The sequence below is a fragment of the Streptomyces sp. NPDC087906 genome (assembly GCF_055584925.1).
In genome coordinates this window covers 1-19,512 of the sequence record NZ_JBVJLC010000005.1, presented here as the reverse complement: position 1 = coordinate 19,512, position 19,512 = coordinate 1, and the positions used below count along the sequence as shown (strand labels likewise).

Annotated in this window: 16 protein-coding genes; 9 read left to right on the top strand and 7 right to left on the bottom strand. The window is 70.7% G+C overall.

Features of this window, described 5'->3' with window-relative positions; genetic code table 11:
- Nucleotides 1-40: 40 nt before the first annotated feature.
- Nucleotides 41-1,162, bottom strand: a complete 1,122-nt coding sequence (locus ACZ63I_RS16710) for a lipid II:glycine glycyltransferase FemX (RefSeq protein WP_469339292.1) — start codon at nucleotides 1,160-1,162, stop codon at nucleotides 41-43.
- Between the two features lie 243 nt (nucleotides 1,163-1,405).
- Between ACZ63I_RS16710 and ACZ63I_RS16705 the strand changes: the two genes are divergently transcribed.
- Nucleotides 1,406-2,650 carry a serine hydrolase domain-containing protein gene (locus ACZ63I_RS16705; RefSeq protein WP_469339291.1) on the top strand — a complete coding sequence of 415 codons (1,245 nt, stop codon included), beginning with the start codon at nucleotides 1,406-1,408 and terminating at the stop codon, nucleotides 2,648-2,650.
- A gap of 21 nt (nucleotides 2,651-2,671) precedes the next feature.
- Here ACZ63I_RS16705 and ACZ63I_RS16700 read toward each other — a convergent pair whose 3' ends face one another.
- On the bottom strand, nucleotides 2,672-2,881 hold the full coding sequence (locus tag ACZ63I_RS16700; protein WP_469339289.1) for an RNA-binding protein: 210 nt from the start codon (nucleotides 2,879-2,881) through the stop codon (nucleotides 2,672-2,674).
- Between the two features lie 128 nt (nucleotides 2,882-3,009).
- Between ACZ63I_RS16700 and ACZ63I_RS16695 the strand changes: the two genes are divergently transcribed.
- The 4 genes from ACZ63I_RS16695 (at nucleotide 3,010) to ACZ63I_RS16680 (ending at nucleotide 8,795) form a co-directional block, all read left to right on the top strand.
- On the top strand, nucleotides 3,010-3,453 hold the full coding sequence (locus ACZ63I_RS16695; protein WP_469339287.1) for an SRPBCC family protein: 444 nt from the start codon (nucleotides 3,010-3,012) through the stop codon (nucleotides 3,451-3,453).
- Between the two features lie 140 nt (nucleotides 3,454-3,593).
- Entirely contained in the window at nucleotides 3,594-4,400 is an 807-nt protein-coding gene (locus ACZ63I_RS16690; RefSeq protein WP_469339285.1) for an SAM-dependent methyltransferase, read from the top strand.
- Between the two features lie 197 nt (nucleotides 4,401-4,597).
- Nucleotides 4,598-6,877, top strand: coding sequence for a catalase (locus tag ACZ63I_RS16685; RefSeq protein WP_469339283.1), 2,280 nt, complete (start codon nucleotides 4,598-4,600; stop codon nucleotides 6,875-6,877).
- 355 nt (nucleotides 6,878-7,232) lie between these two features.
- Nucleotides 7,233-8,795 carry an FAD-dependent monooxygenase gene (locus ACZ63I_RS16680; protein ID WP_469339281.1) on the top strand — a complete coding sequence of 521 codons (1,563 nt, stop codon included), beginning with the start codon at nucleotides 7,233-7,235 and terminating at the stop codon, nucleotides 8,793-8,795.
- On the opposite strand, the gene ACZ63I_RS16675 is transcribed toward ACZ63I_RS16680, so the two are convergent.
- Nucleotides 8,788-9,453 carry a ScbR family autoregulator-binding transcription factor gene (locus tag ACZ63I_RS16675; protein ID WP_469339280.1) on the bottom strand — a complete coding sequence of 222 codons (666 nt, stop codon included), beginning with the start codon at nucleotides 9,451-9,453 and terminating at the stop codon, nucleotides 8,788-8,790. The genes ACZ63I_RS16680 and ACZ63I_RS16675 overlap by 8 nt on opposite strands.
- 177 nt (nucleotides 9,454-9,630) lie before the next feature.
- Between ACZ63I_RS16675 and ACZ63I_RS16670 the strand changes: the two genes are divergently transcribed.
- Nucleotides 9,631-10,506 carry an NAD(P)H-binding protein gene (locus ACZ63I_RS16670; protein ID WP_469339279.1) on the top strand — a complete coding sequence of 292 codons (876 nt, stop codon included), beginning with the start codon at nucleotides 9,631-9,633 and terminating at the stop codon, nucleotides 10,504-10,506.
- 65 nt (nucleotides 10,507-10,571) lie between these two features.
- Here ACZ63I_RS16670 and ACZ63I_RS16665 read toward each other — a convergent pair whose 3' ends face one another.
- Nucleotides 10,572-11,549, bottom strand: a complete 978-nt coding sequence (locus ACZ63I_RS16665) for a ScbA/BarX family gamma-butyrolactone biosynthesis protein (protein ID WP_469339277.1) — start codon at nucleotides 11,547-11,549, stop codon at nucleotides 10,572-10,574.
- 725 nt (nucleotides 11,550-12,274) lie between these two features.
- Between ACZ63I_RS16665 and ACZ63I_RS16660 the strand changes: the two genes are divergently transcribed.
- Both ACZ63I_RS16660 and ACZ63I_RS16655 read left to right on the top strand, forming a co-directional pair.
- The gene (locus tag ACZ63I_RS16660) at nucleotides 12,275-12,943 is read left to right on the top strand and encodes a ScbR family autoregulator-binding transcription factor (protein ID WP_469339276.1); all 669 of its coding nucleotides are present in this window, start codon (nucleotides 12,275-12,277) and stop codon (nucleotides 12,941-12,943) included.
- A gap of 168 nt (nucleotides 12,944-13,111) precedes the next feature.
- The gene (locus tag ACZ63I_RS16655; RefSeq protein ID WP_469339275.1) at nucleotides 13,112-13,942 is read left to right on the top strand and encodes an AfsR/SARP family transcriptional regulator; all 831 of its coding nucleotides are present in this window, start codon (nucleotides 13,112-13,114) and stop codon (nucleotides 13,940-13,942) included.
- Between the two features lie 67 nt (nucleotides 13,943-14,009).
- On the opposite strand, the gene ACZ63I_RS16650 is transcribed toward ACZ63I_RS16655, so the two are convergent.
- From ACZ63I_RS16650 to ACZ63I_RS16640, 3 genes are all read right to left on the bottom strand, one after another.
- Nucleotides 14,010-15,644 (bottom strand): outer membrane protein assembly factor BamB family protein, encoded by a 1,635-nt coding sequence (locus ACZ63I_RS16650; RefSeq protein WP_469339273.1) that lies wholly within the window; start codon nucleotides 15,642-15,644, stop codon nucleotides 14,010-14,012.
- A gap of 167 nt (nucleotides 15,645-15,811) precedes the next feature.
- On the bottom strand, nucleotides 15,812-17,443 hold the full coding sequence (locus tag ACZ63I_RS16645) for an HAD-IIIC family phosphatase (RefSeq protein ID WP_469339272.1): 1,632 nt from the start codon (nucleotides 17,441-17,443) through the stop codon (nucleotides 15,812-15,814).
- On the bottom strand, nucleotides 17,440-17,694 hold the full coding sequence (locus tag ACZ63I_RS16640; RefSeq protein WP_469339271.1) for an acyl carrier protein: 255 nt from the start codon (nucleotides 17,692-17,694) through the stop codon (nucleotides 17,440-17,442). The genes ACZ63I_RS16645 and ACZ63I_RS16640 overlap by 4 nt, the downstream gene beginning before the upstream one ends.
- 305 nt (nucleotides 17,695-17,999) lie before the next feature.
- Here ACZ63I_RS16640 and ACZ63I_RS16635 point away from each other — a divergent pair, with 305 nt between their 5' ends.
- Complete coding sequence (locus tag ACZ63I_RS16635; RefSeq protein WP_469339269.1) at nucleotides 18,000-19,271, top strand: MFS transporter; 1,272 nt, start codon at nucleotides 18,000-18,002, stop codon at nucleotides 19,269-19,271.
- Nucleotides 19,272-19,512: the final 241 nt, after the last annotated feature.

The following is a 19,512-nucleotide window of genomic DNA, read 5'->3' as shown; positions in this document are numbered from 1 at the left end:
AGCGGTACCGGTGCGATCGGGGCACCGCGCCCCTTCGGACTCAGCGGCGCGACATGTAGAGGCCGAGCGCCTTGTGCAGGAGCTTGTTGAGGGGGAAGTCCCACTCACCGAGGTACTCCACGGCCTGACCGCCCGAGCCGACCTTGAACCGGAGCAGGCCCAGCAGGTGGTTGTCCTCCTCCAGTGTGTCGGTGATGCCTCGGAAGTCGTAGACGCCCGCGCCGAGTTCATGGGCGTCGGACATCATCCGCCACTGGATCGCGTTGTTCGGCTGGACCTCGCGCTTGCGGTTGGTGGACGCGCCGTAGGAGTACCAGACGTGCTGACCGACAGTCAGCATCGTCGCCGCAGCGAGCACTTCCCCGTCGTGGTGGGCGAGGTAGAGCCGCATCCGGTCCGGGTCCTCGGCCGTCAGCGCGGTCCACATGCGCTGGAAGTAGGCCAGCGGGCGCGGGATGAACCGGTCGCGCTCGGCGGTCTCCACGTAGATGTCGTAGAACGCCGGCAGGTCGTCGTAGTCGCCCCGGACGACCTTGACACCTGCCTTCTCGGCCTTCTTGATGTTGCGGCGCCACTGCTGGTTGAGGCCGCGCTGGATGTCCTCCAGCGAGCGGCCCGCGAACGGGACCTGGAACACATAGCGCGGCTGCCCGGCGGCGAAGCCGTCCTCGCCGCCGGCCTCGGTCTGCTGCCAGCCCATCCGCCGGAGCCGGTCGGCGACACCGGCGGCCTGCGCCTCCTGCACGGTGGCCTCGGCGTCACGCAACTGCTTGGCCTGCGGATCGGCGATCGCGGCCTTGACCGCCTCCGCACTCCAGCGGCGGGCGACGACGGGCGGGCCCATCTTCACCGAGAAGGCGCCCTGAGCCTTGAGGTACGCGAGCATCGGCTCCAGCCACCGCTCAAGATCCGGCGCGGCCCAGTCGATGACCGGCCCCTCGGGCAGATAGGCGAGATACCGCTTGATCTTCGGCAGCGGCCGGAACAGCACCAGCCCCACCCCGACGAGACGGTCGCTCCCGTCGAACCAGCCGAGACTCTCCGCCCGCCAGTCCGGCTTCACATCCCCCCAGGACGGAACCTGCATGTGGCTTGCCGAGGGCATGGCCTTGACGAAGGCCAGATGCTCCTCACGGCTGATCGCCTTGAGACGGAAACTCATGCGCGGTGCTCCTTTGCTCGACGTGTCAGCTTACTGAGAGCCACCGCCGTACACCGGTTCCGACAGCCCGGGTCGCCCTGGCCGCCGACGCGTGTCCGGGCCTGTTGTCCCCACTGTTCCCCGGGGGGTTACGTCCACCATGGCCCCGGGTGGCAAGGCCATGTTCCGGAGATCGTTCGGCCGTTTGACTGAAGGCCTGCCGGATCAGTGCCGGACACACCGGCCGTGAGTAAGGGGAACAGCATGCGCGTTGCCAGGTCAGGGACCGCCAGGAAGACCGCCGTCGCACTCGCCGTCGTCGTGGCGGCGTCGGTACTGCCCGTGGGGGCGCAGGCGGTGGGGCGTCAGCGGTCGGGGCCGACCGCGTCGGGGAGTGGCGCCGGCTACACCGCCGCCGACCTGAGGCGGGACCTTGCCGCGGTCAGGGCGGCCGGGGGAGGCGATGTGAACGTCGTCGCGCGGCTGGACACACCGCAGGGTGCGCTGCGCGCGCGGTACGGCACGGCGGGCGTCGGATCGAAGGCGCCGGTGCCGTGGGACCCGCACTTCCGGGTGGCGAGTACGACGAAGACGTTCACGGCGGTGGTCGTACTCCAACTGGTCGCCGAGGGAAGGCTTTCGCTCGACGACACGGTCGAGCACTGGCTGCCCGGCGTGGTCGGCGGGAACGGCAACGACGGGTCGCGCATCACCGTACGGGACCTGCTCCAGCAGACCAGCGGGGTCTACGACTACATCACCGACCCCGGCATGCAGGACGCCCTCATCAACCACTTCGACGAGAACCGCCACGACGCGACACCGGCCGAAGAACTGGTCGCCGTCGCGATGCGGCACCACCCCCTGTTCACCCCAGGACCGGCGGGCTCGGCGCGGCAGTGGGCGTACTCCAACACCAACTACCTCCTCGCGGCGATGATCGCCCAGAAGGCGGACGCCGGCGGCGCCACCTGGCGGGAGCTGGTCGAGCACCGGATCATCGCCCCGCTCGGATTGCGGCACACCTCCGTCCCCGGCGAGAACCCCTTCCTGCCCGGCCCGCATGTGCGGGTCACGATCGATGGACCCGGCGGTACGCCGCTGGACCTGACCGAGCAGAGCCTCCAGCACACCGCGGACTCCGGCGTCGTCAGCACCCCGTCCGACCTGAACACCTTCTTCACCGCGCTGGCGAAGGGAAAGCTGCTGCCGGCCGGGCTGTGGCGGCAGATGCGCGAGACCGTCCCGTACGACGACCTGCCGGTGCCGCCGTCGGGCAAGCAGGGCGGGTACGGGCTCGGTCTGCGCGCCATCCCGCTGACCTGCGGCGGGGTGTACTACCTGCACGAGGGCGACGGGCTCGGCGTGTACACCAGGCCCGCGGTGAGCGAGGACGGGCGCCGGGCCGTGACCGTGTCGATCACCACCACCACGGCCCTGGTCGACCAGACGAAGGCCGACCGGGCCGTGCAGTCACTCACCGACCGCGCGCTGTGCGGCCGCGGGTAGTGCCCCGTGGGTACACGGGCGTCACGAACTGCGCGCCGACCGGGGCCGGGTAAGGATATCGCGCAGCTCGGCCACCGGCATCTTCGGGCGGCGGTCGGCAGTCAACAGGCCGTTGATCTCCTGCTCGGTGTCGGTGAACTGGGTGTAACAGAAACCGGCGAGACCCGAGTTCACCGCCGCCGCCCGCGTACTGCGAGATCTGGCGGTGGCCGAGCTGCGCGAGGCGGGCATGAGCGGCCTCCGGCAGCCCCGGTCACCGTGAGTGACCGCCGAGAAAATATCCGGGAGACCGCTGAGTTTTGAGCGCGGCCCCTGTCTACAGTGCGACATCCCCACACGGGGGAGACAGGGAGTGCGAGATGACCACGCAGCAGAGCACGGCCGAAGGCTTCTCCTACACGCTGGAGCGGACGTTGCCGTCCCCGGTGGCGGAGGTGTGGAGCGCCTGGACCACCGCGGAGTCCTACGCGCAGTGGTCCTACGCCGCCCCGGGGTCGGTCGAGATGGATGTGCGGCCGGGCGGGGCCTGGAAGTCCACGATCGTCACCCCGGACGCCGGGCAGTTCCCGCTGACCGGTTCCTACGCCGAGGTCGAGGAGAACCGGCGTCTGGTGGTCGGCATGGACGCGCCGGGGAAGAGCGAGCAGGGGCTGATGACGGTCGAATTCGCCGAGCTGAGCGGTCACGAGACGAGCATCGTGGCGTCCCAGACCTGCGACACCGCCGACGAACGCGACCTCGCCGAGCAGGGCACCACGATGCTGCTGGACAGTCTGACGGCGTTCCTCAAGACCGCGAACTGACACCGCGACTCCCCTGAGGCCGTCCCCGGCACGGCAGTTGATACTTTGTCCGAAGCTCAGAGGGCTGTGGCCGGCCGGCCGACCGGTCGGTGGCAGCGCTGCGCCGGTCCACTACCGTCCGCCCGTGTAAGGAGCCGTTCATGACGGCAGGTACGCCCAAGGTCCAGATCGACACCAGCAAGCCTCACCCGGCGCGTGTCTACGACTGGCTCCTTGGCGGGAAGGACAACTACCGCGTCGACCAGGAGGTGGGCGAGCAGCTCCCGCCGGAGGCGAAGGACGCCGCCCGGCAGAATCGTGCGTTCATGAATCGGGCGGCGGCGTGGCTGGCCGGTACCGGAATCGATCAGTTCCTCGACATCGGCACGGGTATCCCCACCGAGCCGAACCTGCACCAGATCGTCCAGGAGATCAACCCGGCGGCCCGCATCGTCTACACCGACAACGATCCCATCGTGCTGCGGCACGCCGAGGCCCTGCTCGTCAGTACGTCCGACGGCGTCACGGACTACATCCAGGCGGACGTGCGCGAGCCGGAGGCGATCCTCCGACACGCCCGGCAGTTCCTCGACTTCGACCGGCCGATCGCGCTCTCCCTCATCGCGCTCATGCACTTCGTCCCCGACGAGCAGGACCCGTACGGCATCGTGGCCACGCTGGTCGACGCGCTGCCGCCGGGCAGCGCCCTGGTCCTCTCGCACGCCGCGTCGGACCGCTACACGGACCTCGCCGACCTGGTCACCGCGCAGTACGCCAAGGGCGGGATCAAACTGGGCTTCCGCACCCGTGAGGAGGTCGGCCACTTCTTCGACGGCCTTGAGATCCTGGACCCCGGCCTGGTCACCGCCCCCGAATGGTTCCAGGGCACACCCGCTCCCGCCCCCGAGGGGAGCGGCATCTACGCGGCGGTGGCCCGAGTCGTGCCGCCAGATCTCCGGAAGCCGTGAAACGAGGAAGACCCCTCACGTGCACCGTGCGACTCGGCTTGGCCCCAGGTGAACGTCGTCGGCAGGCCGCCGAATGGCCCATAACCCGTGTGTCAGCCGGAGGTGGAAGGGTACTCGTGCGTCACGTGATGTCGTGAATGTCCGGACATTGCTGCGTCATCGCGGTGGCGTAACCCACTGAATGATCGGAATCTCTGGTGAGCGAGAAGAAGAATCCCGTGGCGGCCGCAGCGGACAAGGTGGTCGAGAAGGTGCAGGAGGTTGTGCACCCGGGCAACGAGATTCCCGGGGCGCCGAGTCCCGTGCCGCCGTCGGTGGATGAGCCCACCGAGCCGGTCGGCCCGCTGCCTCCCAAGGCGGATCAGAGCGGGCCTGACACGTACAGCCCGACAGGTCAGCAGACCGGCGTCCCGCAGAAGAAGGTCGCCCAGGCCGGGAACCGGCTGACGACCGCTCAGGGCGCCCGGCTGTACGACACCGATCACTCGTTGAAGGCCGGCCCGCGCGGACCGGTGCTGCTGCAGGACCACCACCTCCGCGAGAAGGTCACCCACTTCGACCACGAGCGGATCCCGGAGCGCGTCGTGCACGCCCGCGGCGCCGCCGCGCACGGCGTCTTCCAGGGGTACGGCACCGCCGCGCAGATCAGTAAGGCGGCGTTCCTGGCCAAGGACGTGGAGACGCCCGTCTTCGTCCGCTTCTCCACGGTGCTGGGCTCGCGCGGCTCCGCCGACACGGTGCGCGACACCCGTGGCTTCGCCACGAAGTTCTACACCGACGAAGGTGTCTTCGACCTGATCGGCAACAACATCCCGGTGTTCTTCATCCAGGACGCGATCAAGTTCCCCGACGTGATCCACGCCGGCAAGCCGCACCCGGACCGGGAGATTCCGCAGGCGCAGAGCGCCCACGACACGTTCTGGGACTTCGTCACCCTGCACACCGAGGCCACCCACCACACGCTGTGGAACATGTCGGACCGCGGGATTCCGCGCTCGTACCGCATGATGGAGGGCTTCGGCGTCCACACCTTCCGCCTGGTCAACGACGAGGGCGCCACCACTTTGGTGAAGTTCCACTGGAAGCCCAAGCTCGGTGTGCACTCCCTCGTGTGGGAGGAAGCGCAGATCACCTCGGGAATGGATCCGGACTTCCACCGCCGGGACCTGGCCGACGCGATCGAGGCCGGCGCGTTCCCGCAGTGGGAGCTGGGAGTGCAGACCTTCCCGGACACCGAGGACCAGATGTTCGAGGGTATCGACCTGCTGGACCCGACGAAGATCGTGCCGGAGGAGCTGGCCCCGGTGCAGCCGGTCGGGCTGATGACACTGAACGCCAACCCGTCGAACTACTTCGCCGAGACCGAACAGGTCGCCTTCCACGTCGGCCACCTCGTCCCCGGTATCGACGTGACCAACGACCCGCTGCTCCAGGGGCGGCTGTTCTCGTATCTCGACACGCAGATCAGCCGGCTGGGCGGCCCCAACTTCGGTCAGCTCCCGATCAACCGCACCCACGCCCCGGTCAACGACATGCTCCGTGACGGCATGCACCAGAGTGCCGTCCACCGCGGCGTCGCTCCGTACCACCCCAACTCCCTCGACGGTGGCTGTCCGTTCCTGGCCGGCGAGGACACCGGCGCCTACATCGAAGTCCCGGCCGAGGTGCCCGCCGGCCGGAAGGTCCGGGATGCGGCAGCCTCCTTCGACGACCACTTCAGCCAGGCCCGGCTGTTCTGGCTGAGCATGACACCCACCGAACGCGAGCACATCGTCGCCGCGTACACCTTCGAACTCAACAAGTGCTGGGAGGCGGCGATCAAGGAACGGGCACTGACCGTGCTGGCCAACATCGACCCGATCCTGTGCGCCGAGGTCGCGTTCGGGCTGGGACTGCCCGCGCCCGAGGCATCCGTGCCGCTGACCGAGCCGCAGCCCAGCACCGCACTGTCGCAACTGGGCGGGAGCTGGCCGCTCGACGGCCGGATCATCGGCATCGTCACCGCCGGAGACCAGGACCTGACCGGTCTACGGGCCGTCCGTCAGGCAGTCCTGGACGCCGGGATGGTTCCTCTCGTGATCGCGCCGGTCGGTGGCACACTCGACGCGGACGGCGAACCCGTCACCGTGCAACGTACGTTTGCCACCGCTCGTTCCACCGAGTTCGACGCGATCCTGCTTGCCGGAGCGCCGACCCCCGGCTCGGATGCCTACGGCGCCCGCGATGCCAAGGTGGACGACGACGCGGCCGCAGCATTGGGAATCGACCCGCGCGTACTGCTGCTGATCAGCGAGGCGTACCGGCACGGCAAGGCACTCGGCGCCTGGGCGGACGGGACAGAAGCGCTGGTGGCGGCCGGAATCGCGCCCGATGCTCCCGGTGTGGTGGCCGCCGGCAGTGCCGACGCGGTGCTGGAGCCGCTGACCGCCCTGCTGGCCCACCACCGCGCCTGGGACCGCTTCACGCCGGCGGTCTGAGGGCCGGCCATTTCATATCGGGAATACGGGGGTAATCGGGAGTAAGCGAGTGTTTCGGCTCGCTGCTCAGATGTGCGCCAAGAAGGGCGCCTGCCGGGCATACCCCCGGTCAGGCGCCCTTCTTGCCGGCACACACTCGCGTCGGCCCCCTCCATGCCGATGACGGTGAGTCAGAAGCCCAGGAAAACCTCGGCGTTGACCCGCCCGAGCAAGGCGGCCCTGGCCGTTTCCCACCGGCCGGCCAGATGGTCGCGGGCGACATCGCTCACGGCGTACGGCATCACCCAGCCCCTGGCGAGAACCGGCTGCGCGGTATATTTCCTCCCACGAGGGCGTCCAGGAACGGGGGAGGCGTGTGACGGCGAACGGCGGGCGGCCCCAGGTGGTCGTCGTCGGGGGCGGGCCCGTCGGCATGCTCCTGGCCTGCGAGTTGGCGGGGCGCGGAGTCCGCACCGTGGTCCTGGAGGCGCGCGACGAGGTGTCCCGCAGGCCGAAGGCCACCACCCTGCACGCCCGTACGGTGCAGTGCCTGCACCGTCGCGGCCATCTCCCCGGCCCCGACGGGCCCCGCGCCCCGGCCCGCCAGGCCAGCCCGTTCCACTTCGCCGGAATTCCGGGGCTGATGATCTCCGTCCCCGCCCACGAGCCCGAGCCCGTCCTCAAATGCCCGCAGGAGGATCTGGAGCGGTTGTTCGGCGAGCGGGCCCAGGCCGCCGGCGTGCGCGTGCTGCGCAACCACCGGGTGACCGGTGTCCGGCAGACACCCGACGCGGTGCGCGTCGAGGCGGACGGGCCGTCGGGGCGGGTGGCGTTCACCGCCGCGTACCTGGTGGGCGCGGACGGCGCGCGCGGCACCACCCGCGCCCAGGCGGGCATTACGGCCCGCTCGTACCCGGCGACGGTGTCCGCGATGGCCGGGGACGTCCGGCTTGCCGACACGGCGGCGGTACGGCCCGGATGGCACCGGACACCACGAGGCTGGCTCATCGCGAAGGACGCGGGCGGAGGCGTCCTGCGGCTGCGCACCCTCAACTGTTCCGGGCCGCACCCCGCGCGCCATCTGCCGCTCACCCTGGCCGAGTTCCAGCACGAGGCGGGGTGGATCGCCGGCCGGGACGTGACGATGACCGGGCCCCGGTGGCTGAGCCGGTTCAGCGACTACTCCCGGCTGGCCTCCTCCTACCGTGCCGGGCGGGTCCTGCTGGCCGGGGACGCGGCGCACGTCCATTTCCCGATCGGCGGCCAGGGGCTGAGCACCGGACTGCTCGACGCGCTCAATCTCGGCTGGAAACTGGCGCTCGCGGTCCGCGGCGAGGCCGGCGGCGGGCTGCTCGACACGTACGACAGGGAACGCCGCCCCGCCGCCCGGCGCGTCATCGACGGCGCGCGCGCCCAGCTCGCCCTGATGCGCCCGGGGAGCGAACTCGACCCGCTGCGCGACATGTTCGCCGGGATGCTGGCCGGGGGACCGTTCGGGGACGCCCTGGCGTCGGCGGTCAGCGCTCAGGACACCGTGCTCCCGCCGCTCACCGCGAACCCCTCCCGCTGGGAGGGACAGTTCCTCGACAACGCCGCCGTGGACACCGCGGACGGGCGTGACGACGTGATCGGCCTGTTGCGCCAGGGGCGTCCGCTGCTGCTGCTCACGGGCGACGACAACGAGGAGTACCGGCGGCAGGCGCGGCCGTGGCAGGGCCTGCTCCATGTGGTGGACGCCGGGAGGACTCCGGAACTGCCGTGCGAGGCACTGCTGGTGAGACCCGACGGGTACATCGCCTGGGCTCCCGGAGGAGACCCCCTGGCGAGCGCGCTGGCGGTCCACTTCGGCGAAGCCGTCGGCGCGGGCGCGGGACGAGGGGCTCCGCGGCCCGGTGGGTGCGGAGCGGGCGAACGCGACGTGGCCGACGCCGTCAGCTAACCGGGGCCGGTTCCCTCGGTGCGGACTGCACCAGCGACTCGGCCACCACGCGGCCCCGGTCGGCGCCCAGTTCCACGCCGGCCAGGACGGCGGGGTCCGCCACGCTGGTCAGCAGATGCCGCAGCATCGCCGAGACCCGGTTCAGCAGGTCGTGGTAGTCGCACATGGCCTGGGACATGGCCTGGACCCCGGCGAAGGCGCCGACGACGACGTCCGCGGTCTCGGTCAGGACGACCTGGGGGAGCAGTTCACCCCGCTCGTGGGCCTCGGCGAGCAGTGTCTCCACGATCCCGGACCAGCGCACGAAGGGCCCGCTCCGGTCGACACCGTGGGCCTGCTGGTCGAGCGAGAGCCGGACCCCCGCCCGCACCATCGGATCGGTCTGCAGCCGGTGCGCGTGCAGCATCACGGTGTCGACGAGCTGCTGGATCTTGCACGTCTGGTCCTGGACCGGGAGCCGCTGGTCCTGCTCGTACAGCACTTCCTGGGCGAGGTCCTCCTTGGAGGGGAAGTGGAAGTACAGGGCCCCCTTGGTGACGCCGGCGGTCCTGAGGATCTCGCTGATCGTCGCCGCCTGGAAGCCGTTCTGCTCGAAGACCTTGGCCGCCGCCGAAAGGATCACCTTCCGTGTACGGATGGCTCGGTCCTGCTTGGCCATGAAGGTCTCTTTCAGTCGGTGCAGCCGTGGAGCTTCTGTGCTCGGTAAAAACCGCGCAATAAAAACCGCCCAGTATGTATCTTACTGGTCGCGGCCGTGCGCGGCGAGCGTCCGCGGGTCGTCCGTGCCCGGGTGGGGCAGCGGAACGTGCTGCTCTTCTCCAGGGGGAGAGGTCTGATGATTCTGGTGACGGGAGCGACGGGGACGGTGGGTCGCGAGGTGGTACGACGGTTGCCCGAGGGGCCCCGGTTCCGTCTGATGGCGAGAAATCCCGCCAAGATCGTAACGGGCGGCGGGGCGACGGAAACCGTTGCCGCGGACTACGACGACCCGCCGTCGCTGGAGCGGGCACTGCGCGGTGTGAGTACGCTGCTGGTGATTACGAGCCGTCCGGGCCGCGACGACGATCTGCGGCTCGTCCGCGCGGCGCGCGCGGCGGGTGTGCGGCGGGTGGTGAAACTGTCTGCGGCGGCCGTGCTCGACCCGGACGCCGCCGATCTCATCACCCGCTGGCAGCGTACGACCGAGCAACTGCTGCGGTCCTCCGGTCTGGAATGGACGCTGCTGCGGCCGCGCGCCTTCATGAGCAACACGCTCTCCTGGGCGCGTTCCATCCGCTCCGAGGGGGTCGTGAAGGCTCTGCACGGGACGTCGGCCAACGCGTGCGTGGACCCGCGGGACGTCGCCGAGGCCGCGGTGCGGGTGTTGACAGGGGAGGGCCACGCGGGAAGGGCGTACACGCTGACCGGCCCCGAGTCGGTCACCCCCGTCGAGCAGACCCGGCAGCTCGCGCAGGCCCTCGGAGTGCCGCTGCGCTTCGAGGAGTTGACACCGGAGCAGGCCCGTGCGGGCATGACGGCGCGTTACCCGGCGCCGATCGTCGACGCCCTGCTGGAGAGCGCGCAGAGACAGCGGGCGGGGGCGAAGGCCGCGGTGGACGGCACGCTGCGCGCGCTGACGGGGCGTGCGCCGCTGACGTTCCGGCAGTGGGCCCAGGACCACCGGGGCGCGTTCGTGCCGGTCCACGCCGGGGAGACCCGGCGGACGGGATGACGCCGGCCGGCAACCGGGACCCCGGCCGCCCGGCTCCGGTCCCCGGGGCAGCGGTTCCCGCTGTCTCAGGCGGCGAGGGGCCCCATGGTCACCTCGGAGGAGAAGACCGGCTCGTCACCCTGACTGCCGGTCACCACGACCCGCGTGCCGTCCCCGGGAACGACCCGCGCCTCGATGAAGCAGGGCTCGTCCAGCTCGACGTACCGCGTGAACTCGCTGCTGAGGGCGAGGGGTACGGAGCGGCATCCCACCATGGAGAGCGCCGCCTGCCGCGCGGCCTCCAGGAGGACCATCCCCGGCACATGGTCGGCGGGGTGCTCGAAGAGTATCGGGTGGCGGGTGTCCAGCCGCAGGCGCCAGCGGTCCGGGCGGGGGGTCGCGGACAGGACGACATCCGTGGGGGAGACCCGGCCGACGGCCTGCGGTACGGCGGGGGCGGTCAGCGGCAGCGAACGTACGGCATCGGGCCCGCGGCCCCGGCGCAACCGGCGGTAGACGTTGGGGGACATGCAACTGAAGCTGGCGCTGCCGGTCGCGGCCACCAGGCCGTCGCGGCGCATCACCACGTCGTAGCGGAAGCCCGCGAGTGCGCCGCCGCGTTCCTTGACGTCCCGGCAGGTGACGTCCAGTTCCAGGGAGGCGGGGGCGCCGCCGACCGCCAGGTGCGCGGGACGGACCTCGATGGTGAGATCCCACATGAGGAAGTGGAAGTCGAGCGGGACCTCGAACTCCGCGTGCGCCAGCAGCGCCCCCGCTTGACGGAACGTCTCGGCGGCCATCAGCGGGTCGTAGCGGTCGGCGACGGGGGTGAAGAAGCTGTGCCCGCGCGGCCACTGGGCCGTGACGGAGAACCGCAGGTCCCCTGTGCGGGCCCAGTCCGTCAGCATCACCTCGGCCACGCTCGCCCGGTGGACGAACTCCTTGGGGACGGTGGTGGTCAGGTTGGCATGGCGCGGGAGGGCGGAACCGGTGGACACCTTCGTACCGTTCACACTGCGTGCAGTGCCGTGCATCGCGCGGGTGAAGCGAGAGGTCTCAGACACGGTTGTCCCCTGAATCGCGGTGACGTGGACGGAAGTGGAACCCGGGCGAGCAAAGATACATACCACCCGGTTTACTTTCCAGACGTCACCCGGCGGCCAGGCAGGGGGAAATGGCTTGTTCCGGGCGCCTTCGGACCGGGGGCGGACGGGGCGGGCGTGCCGGTCGGGCCTGGTGGGAGCGCCCCCGCATCTCGCATGTTCCCCGGTAGTTCGACGGCGCGCGGACCGTCCGGCGCACCGTCACCTCGGTCCGGCTGCGGCAATGTTGGCCGGATGAGTGGCGCAGAGTGCGCGCCCGGCGGGTTGCGCACGGAGTGGCGGGCGGTGGTGCCCGCGCGGGCGGGGCGGAGCAGGGCGGTCGTGGCGCGCCTTCGCGCCGTGCGGCCGGAACCCGCCCGGACGCTGTCGCCGATCAGAGGAATAGACACGTCCTTCATCTATAAACCGCGTGGGCGGTTTGTTAAGGTCGCATGCGTGACCCCGGTACCGAGAGCGTTTCCCGCCGACGCGCGGGGCGACGCGGCCCACCGGGCGGCCGACGGCGACGTGAGCGACCCCGCCGAACCGCCGGGCGCTCTTCCGCCCGCCGAGGGCGCCGCGCTCCGAATACCCCGGATCGCCGTCCCGGGCGTACGGCGATCCGGCCCGGTGATCCCACTTCCCTCATGCGTCACACCACGTCGGTCGAAGCCGCCTCGTTCGTCGGCGGCCCCAGGAGAACTTGAATGGCCAAGCAGGAACGTGCGGTGCGCACGAGGAAGTCGCTGATCCACGCCGCCGCCTCGGTGTTCGCGGAAGAGGGGTACGTGCTTTCGTCGCTCACGACGATCAGCCGGCGGGCGGGGGTCAGCAACGGCGCTCTCCACTTCCACTTCGAGAACAAGAGGGCGCTCGCCCGCGCCGTCGAGGAAGCCGCCGCCGACGCGATCCGCGGGCTCGTCCAGCCCATGGGCCGTACCGGGACGAGCGCGCTCCAGACGCTCGTCGACGCCACGCACGGACTGGCGGGCAGCCTCTTGGACGACATCGTCGTGCGGGCCGGCTTCGACCTCAGCTCCGAACGCGCCCTCGGCCCCGGCCCCCGGCTGCTGCGCACCTGGCACGGCTGGGTCGAGGAGACGCTCCGCCGCGCCGAGGCGGAGGGGCATCTGGCCTCCGGTGTCTCGCCGGACGACGCCGCGGCCGTGATCGTGGCGGTGACGGTGGGCTCCGAGGCGCTGGCCGGGGACGATCCGCAGTGGCTCGCCGAACGCCGGATCGCCGGGTTCTGGGAATTGCTGCTGCCCGGTATCGCGCCCTCTCATGTCCTGGTCTCCGCCCGCCCCGTGGCCCACGCCGGTGAGCCGGGCGGGGAGGCGTGCGTGCGGAGCGGTGAGGACGCCGCGCCTCCGTGAAGTCGCCGTCGCGCACCGTCGAAGTCGACGGCGCGCCTCTTTAAAACAGCGCGAACGGTTTGATATTGACAAACCGTCCGTGCTGTTTTTAACTCGACCTACCGAGGACTGGCCCTGGACGAGAACCGCCGGGCGAATGATGACTCATGCACGAAGAGGGGAAACGGCGTGGACATCGAAGTACTGGGCCCCTTGGCCGTCAGGGAGAACGGCGTCTCGGTGGCGCCGAGGGCTCCGAAACCGCGAAAGGTGCTGGCCCTGCTGGCGCTCCACGCCGGTCAGGTCGTACCCGTCGCCTCGCTCATCGAGGAGCTCTGGGGCGACCGGCCGCCGCGCAGCGCGCGGACCACTCTTCAGACCTACATCCTGCAACTGCGCGAGATGATCGCCACGGCCCTGGAGAAGGCCCCCGAGGACGCGCCCGCGCGCACGCCCAAGGACGTCCTGACCACCACTCCGGGGGGTTACGCGCTCCGCACCTTCGGCGGCTCCAGCGACGTCGCCGAGTTCGAGCGGCTCGCCGGACTCGGCTACCGGGCCATGGACGCGGGCGACTTCCCGCGCGCGGCCGGCGAACTGGGCGACGCCCTCGCCCTGTGGACCGGCTCCGCGCTCGCCGACGTACAGGCGGGGCCGCAACTGGAGATGCAGGCCCGGCGGCTGGAGGAGACCCGGCTCTGCGCGCTCGACCAGCGCATCGAGGCCGACCTGAAGCTCGGCCGGCACCGTGAACTCCTCGGCGAACTGACCGTCCTGGTCAGCCGCTACCGTACGCACGAGAACCTGCACGGCCAGTTCATGCTCGCCCTGCACCGCTCGGGCCGCCGCAGCGAGGCGCTCGACGTGTACCAGCGGTTGCGGACAAGTCTCGTGCGGGAGTTCGGACTTGAGCCCTCCGCCGCTCTGCGCCGGCTCCAGCGCTCGATCCTGATGGCCCACCCGGAGCCCAGCGTTCAACCGGTCGCCGGCGACCGCGAGCGGCTGACCCACGTGGGCTGACGGCCGTACCCGCACGCGAACGGTCCGGGCAGGATCTGCCCGGACCGTTCGCGTTGGTGACGGTGTGTCAGCGGCCGTCCAGGGTGAAGCGGTAGAGCTTGTTGTTGTGACCGCTCAGGCCCTCACCCACGTTGGAGATGTAGTAGCCCGAGCCCCAGAAGACATCGCCGTTCACCACGGCCGCGCCGCCGAAGACGGAGCCGCCGCTCTCGAAGTCCCACAGGATCGCACCGGTCCTGGTGTCCAGCGCGTACATGTTGGTCCCGCCGGGCGCGGACGACCCCGCGTACATGACGCCGTTGGCACTGGTGATGAAGGAGTCGTCGAGCCACTTGCCCTCCTCGCCCTGCGGATCGGCGGTCTGCCACTCGATCTCGCCGGTGGCGGCGTCGACCGCCGCGAAGAAGCCGCTCTCGACCCGGGACGTGGTGCCGTCCGCGGCGGTGATCGTCCAGGGAAGGTGATCACCGTTGCCGATGCCGACGTAGATGCGCTTGCCGTCGGTGGCGGAGCCCCACTGGATACCGCCCAGCGCACCGCCGGGGCCGACCTGCGTCTCCCACACGACCTTGCCGGTGGCCGGCTCCAGGGCGTAGTACACACCGCTCTTCTGACCGATGCCGAGCAGGTCCTTCGGCTTGCCGTCGACCTTGGTGGTGTACAGGTTCGGGGCCGAGCCGAAGTCGAAGTCCGGCGCCTGGTTCTGCATGTACATCATCCAGGTGTCGGCCGTCAGCGTGTGCTTGGCCCATCTGATCTTGCCGGTCCTCAGGTCCAGGGCGAGCACGCTGTCGAAGTGGTCGTCGGCGGAGGGCGGCGTGCAGTCGGTCTGCTTGGGGTTGACGCAGACACCGGGCGGCGACGTGTAGTTGTTGCCCGTGCCCACGAACACCAGGCCGGTCTTGTGGTCGACCACGGGCTGGCTGCCCCACACGGACGCCCCGGTGTAGCCCTTCGGGATGGTGCGGGTCTTCCACAGGATCTTGCCCGTACGCGCGTCGATGGCAAGGACCGCGCCGCGGAACTCCGGCTGATCGTGCAGGGTCGACGCCTTCGACGACGTCCCCACGTAGATGACCCCGTCGTCCACCGTGGGGGAGGAGGTGATGACCGTCGTCGGGTCGTCGTCGACCTTGGTCAGCCACTTCTTCGCGCCGGTCCTGGCGTCCACGGAGATGACGTACGCGCTCTTCATCGCCGTCGTGGTCAGGGTGCCGGTGCCGATGTACAGGCTGCCCTTCCAGTACGCCGGGCTGGTGCGGGACATGTGCCCCTCCACCCCGTCGTAACTGGTGATGCTGTTCGACCAGATCTTCTTGCCGCTGTCGGCGTCGATGGCCCACAGCGTGCCGCCCCAGTCGGGCACGTAGACGGTCCCGTCGACCACGGTGGGCGTGGCGGAGACGTCGCCGTCGGTCGTGAAGGTCCACTTCGGGGCCAGCCTGCCCACGTTCCCCGGGCCGATGGTGCGCTCGGTCGCGGCGTGGCGGGTGTTGTGATTGTTCTGCCCCGCGCTGACCCACTGGGACTTCACGGGGACGCTCGGCGGACCGGCGGGCCCGGAAGCCTCCGGGGCCGGGGCACCGGTGCTCGCCGACGCGACGCCGGCCAGCGTCAGGGCGGCGCAGCCGACCGCCGCGGCGGCCAGCCGGAGCCGGAGCCCGCCGCGCCGCGGTGACCGGCGTCTCGTGCGTGGATTCATGGAGTTGATCCCTCGTTCCCTCACTGCGGCGCGGGCTGTGCGGGCCACGGGCCGGGAGCCGACTCGCGACTCCGGCTCCGGGCACGCGGCGCCGTACGCCTGACGGATGGCCGGCCGGATCACCGGCCACGTGCGGTGCGGTCGGTGCCCGACCGCGGAGCGCCGGCCTACGGCGCGGCCGGCGCGGGCGCGTCGGTCCAGTCGCCCACCGGCACCTCCACGGCGCCCGCCTCGTCCCCGGCGCCGACGGGGCTCCCGGAGAGCGACTGGAGGAACTGGCGCGCGGGCGCGTTGCGCGCGGTGGGCCGGTACGGCAGCCGCACCGTGCCGCAGCCCGCCGCGCGGGCCTCGGCGCTCAGCATCCGCAGCATCCGGGTCTCCACCCGCCGGTTGAGGACCCGGCAGCTCAGCAGGAAGACCGGGACGTCCAGCACGTCCCCCCGGGCCTCGGCCAGCACCAGCCCCACCGTGCCGTAGTCACCGAAGACGTCACGGACCCGCACCGTCCAGCCCCGCCCGCCGCCGTCGAGCAGCCGCCGCAGCTCCGGCACCGTGAAGGCGGTGCCGGCCAGGGTGAACTGCGTCGTACGCGCCGTCAGTTGCGCGGCCCGGTCCAGCGCGGGATCCGTCAGGGCCTCCATCGTCACGTCGATCTCGCAGCGGGCCAGGAACTCGTCGTAGTCCGCGAGGGACACCTCCAGGGCCCGGCGCTCCGGCTCGGACGCGTACCAGTCGGCCCGCAGCCGATCCTCGTCGGTCACCGTCAGCATGTCGAAGGCCGTCTCCCCGGCCAACTGCCCGGGTGCGGCGGCGGAGTCCCGGGTCAGCTCCACCACGGCGACCTCGGGCAGCTTCGCCCGTACCGACGCGCACTCGACGGCGTCGTCGTCCACGAACACGAACGAGTTCAGCGCGAGCCCGAGCTCCTGCGACAGCTCGTACAGGTACTGGGCCTTCGGCCCCCAGCCGATCCGGTGCGCGGTGATGTCCCGAAGCGTCAGGGCCATGCCGGGGTTCTCGGTGAACACGGCCCGCACGTCGGCCTCTTCGTTGCGGCTGCACAGGCACAGCAGCTTTCCCCGCGCCCGCTGGTCCAGCATGAACTCCTGGACCGCGCGGCGCCCCGGGCCGATCTCCACCCCGAGCGGCCCGTCCTCGCCGCACACTCCGGTCCACAGGGTGTTGTCGCAGTCGAGCACCACGACCTTGCGGGGCCTGTTCCACGTGGTGGCGGCCAGCCGTGCGAGCCGGTCGGCCAGTGCGTCCAAGTACGCTTCGGTGTAGGGGAGATGCGCGATCCGGTCGGCGTACTCGTCGTGCGTCTCCGGCACGTCGTAACGGTCGGCCAGATCGTCGAGGGGTACGAGATGGGTGCCCGGCAGCGGGCCGACGGTCTCGGCGACCCGCCGCGCCGCGGCCTCGGTCCAGCGGGCCTGCACGGGGTCGGCGAGCGCCCGGGGCGACGGCGGGGCGAGCGCCACCAGCCAGGTGGCCGCGCTGCGGGCCGGCACCGCGGACAGCGCCGACAGCAGCGTGTCCAGCAGCCGGTTCCCGGCCGAGGGGTCCTGGCCGCCCCGGTACAGGTCCTCGGCGCGCAGCAGCAGGACGTTGACCCCGCTGTGGCCCAGCAGCACACCCTCCGGGTCCAGCAGCGGCTCCAGGAGCTGACCGTACGGCGCGGTCCGCAGCTCGCGCCCGGTCTCCCGCAGCCGCCGGGCCATGGCACCGGCGAGCCCGTCCGAGGTGAACGACGAGGCGAGGGCGACGCCCGGCCCGCCCGGCTCGCCCGGCTCGCTCACGCGGTCCTGCCGTTCATGTGCGCGCGGACGGACGTGGCGAACTCGGCGGCGGTGGTGTCGTTGCCGAGCGCGTGCACGGGCAGTTCCACGCCGAGTTCACGCCACATCCGCGACAACACGCGTACCGCCCGCATCGAGTCCCCGCCGAGCGCGGCGAAAGGGATGTCCGGGGCGACCAGGTCCAGGCCCAGTACGTCGCGGAACGCCTCCAGCACCGTGCTTTCCACGGACTTCAGTTCGTTCGCTTCCATAGCGGGAAAATCCTCGTTTCGGCCGTGACCGGCCAACGGATACGACGGAAAGGTCACACGCGCCGACAGCCGTCACCGGGCGGCCGGACATCGGCCCCGGCAGACCGCGCGACAGGCGCCGGACGACGGATTCGGGAGCGTACCTGTTCAGCGACTCCGGCGCAGGGCGCGGCCTGCGGGCCGTCAACGCCCGGTGAATCACGGTGCGTTAAGATACCGTCCGCGCGGTTCTCACCCCTGACCGCAGCTTCACCAGGACCCGACGAGTCACTGGTACCACCCGAATCGAACAGGGAGAAACAGTCGTGCGCAAAAACGGGTTGGCCAGTCTCATCCCGCTCTACTTCATCATTCTGATCGACAACTTAGGTGTCAGTCTCATCATTCCCGTACTGATTCCGATCTCCTACGACGCCGATATCGGCATCATGGGCAGCGGCGGGACCAGTACCCGCGACCTGTTCTACGGGGTCGCCATCGGCAGCTATTCACTGGCGATGTTCTTCGGCGCCCCGCTGCTCGGCTCGCTCTCCGACCATTTCCGCCGCAAGAAGACACTCCTGCTGTGTCTGCTGGGAATGGCACTGAGTTACGTCCTGACCATCTGGGGGCTGATGCGGCAGGACGTGCCGCTGTTCGTGGCCGGACGGATCATCGGCGGTCTGTTCTCCGGCAGCCTGCCCGTCGCCCAGGCGGCGATCCTCGACGTCACGCCGAAGGAACGCCGGGTGAACTCCATCGGCGTGATCATGTTCTGCGTCTCCAGCGGGTACGTGGTGGGGCCGCTCATCGGCGGTTACCTCAGCGACGCCGCCCTGGTGTCCTGGTTCGACCTCACGACCCCCTTCGTGTTCGTCGCCGGTATCACCCTGCTCAACCTGCTGGTCCTGCTCGTCGCCTACCGCGAGGACGATGCGCCCCGGCCCGCGGGGCGCATGGCCTTCCCGAACCCGGTCAAACACCTCACCGAGGCCCTCGCGTTCCCCGGGGTCAGGCTGCTCTCGCTCGCGCTGCTCCTCATGTCCCTGGGCTGGACGGCCTTCTTCCAGTTCATCGGCCTCTATCTGACGGCCAACGAGGGCTTCGACCAGCGCGCGGTCACCAACCTCATCTCGGTGGTCGGCGTGGGACTCGCCGTGTCCTTCCTCTCCCTGGTGCCGCTCTCGATGAAGTACCTCAAGCCGCGGGTCGCGGTCGCCGGAGCGCTGGCCGGGATGACCGTGTGCGTCGCGGGTACCGCGCTGACCGGCTCGATGATCGCGCTCTACGCCCTGTGCCTGGTGGGCGCGGCCACGTACGGCGTCTCCTACAGCGGCATGGTGGGCATGATGTCGGCGGCAGTGGACGACAGCCACCAGGGATCCGTCATGGGCACGGCCGGTGCCATCGCGGCGATCTCCGCGGGCCTGTCCGGTGTCGTCTTCGGCATCATCGACGGCTCCAGCGCGGTGCCCATCCTCTCCGCTGCGGTCTTCGTCCTGCTGTCGTTCCTGCTGTTCGCCGTTCCGAGGCCGGCCGCCGCGAGCGTCCCCGGTGAGGAGCCGCAGACCAGCGCGGACCGGACCTCCACCGTCTGACCGCTCGCTCCCGCCGGACCCGTCCGGCCTCTCGCGTACCCCGGCCGGGTGACCGGTCCCGGGGGGGGGGGGGGGGGGGCCCCCCCCCCCGGGGGGGGGGGGGGGGGGGGCGCCCCCCCCCCCCCCCCCCCCCCCCCCCCCCCCCCCCACGACAAGTCCGCTGCAGCACCGGGACAGATTGGGGTCGCTGGCGGAGCTAGTCGTCATTGCCACTGCCGCGAAACTTGAACAGATCGCGGCG

What these genes read in the sequence shown, in the direction of transcription:
- ACZ63I_RS16650 (WP_469339273.1), bottom strand. Translation starts at nt 15,644, where the DNA reads ATGAATCCACGCACGAGACGCCGGTCACCGCGGCGCGGCGGGCTCCGG.
- ACZ63I_RS16690 (WP_469339285.1), top strand. Translation starts at nt 3,594, where the DNA reads ATGACGGCAGGTACGCCCAAGGTCCAGATCGACACCAGCAAGCCTCAC.
- ACZ63I_RS16640 (WP_469339271.1), bottom strand. Translation starts at nt 17,694, where the DNA reads ATGGAAGCGAACGAACTGAAGTCCGTGGAAAGCACGGTGCTGGAGGCG.
- ACZ63I_RS16660 (WP_469339276.1), top strand. Translation starts at nt 12,275, where the DNA reads ATGGCCAAGCAGGAACGTGCGGTGCGCACGAGGAAGTCGCTGATCCAC.
- ACZ63I_RS16670 (WP_469339279.1), top strand. Translation starts at nt 9,631, where the DNA reads ATGATTCTGGTGACGGGAGCGACGGGGACGGTGGGTCGCGAGGTGGTA.
- ACZ63I_RS16695 (WP_469339287.1), top strand. Translation starts at nt 3,010, where the DNA reads ATGACCACGCAGCAGAGCACGGCCGAAGGCTTCTCCTACACGCTGGAG.
- ACZ63I_RS16675 (WP_469339280.1), bottom strand. Translation starts at nt 9,453, where the DNA reads ATGGCCAAGCAGGACCGAGCCATCCGTACACGGAAGGTGATCCTTTCG.
- ACZ63I_RS16705 (WP_469339291.1), top strand. Translation starts at nt 1,406, where the DNA reads ATGCGCGTTGCCAGGTCAGGGACCGCCAGGAAGACCGCCGTCGCACTC.
- ACZ63I_RS16710 (WP_469339292.1), bottom strand. Translation starts at nt 1,162, where the DNA reads ATGAGTTTCCGTCTCAAGGCGATCAGCCGTGAGGAGCATCTGGCCTTC.
- ACZ63I_RS16700 (WP_469339289.1), bottom strand. Translation starts at nt 2,881, where the DNA reads ATGCCCGCCTCGCGCAGCTCGGCCACCGCCAGATCTCGCAGTACGCGG.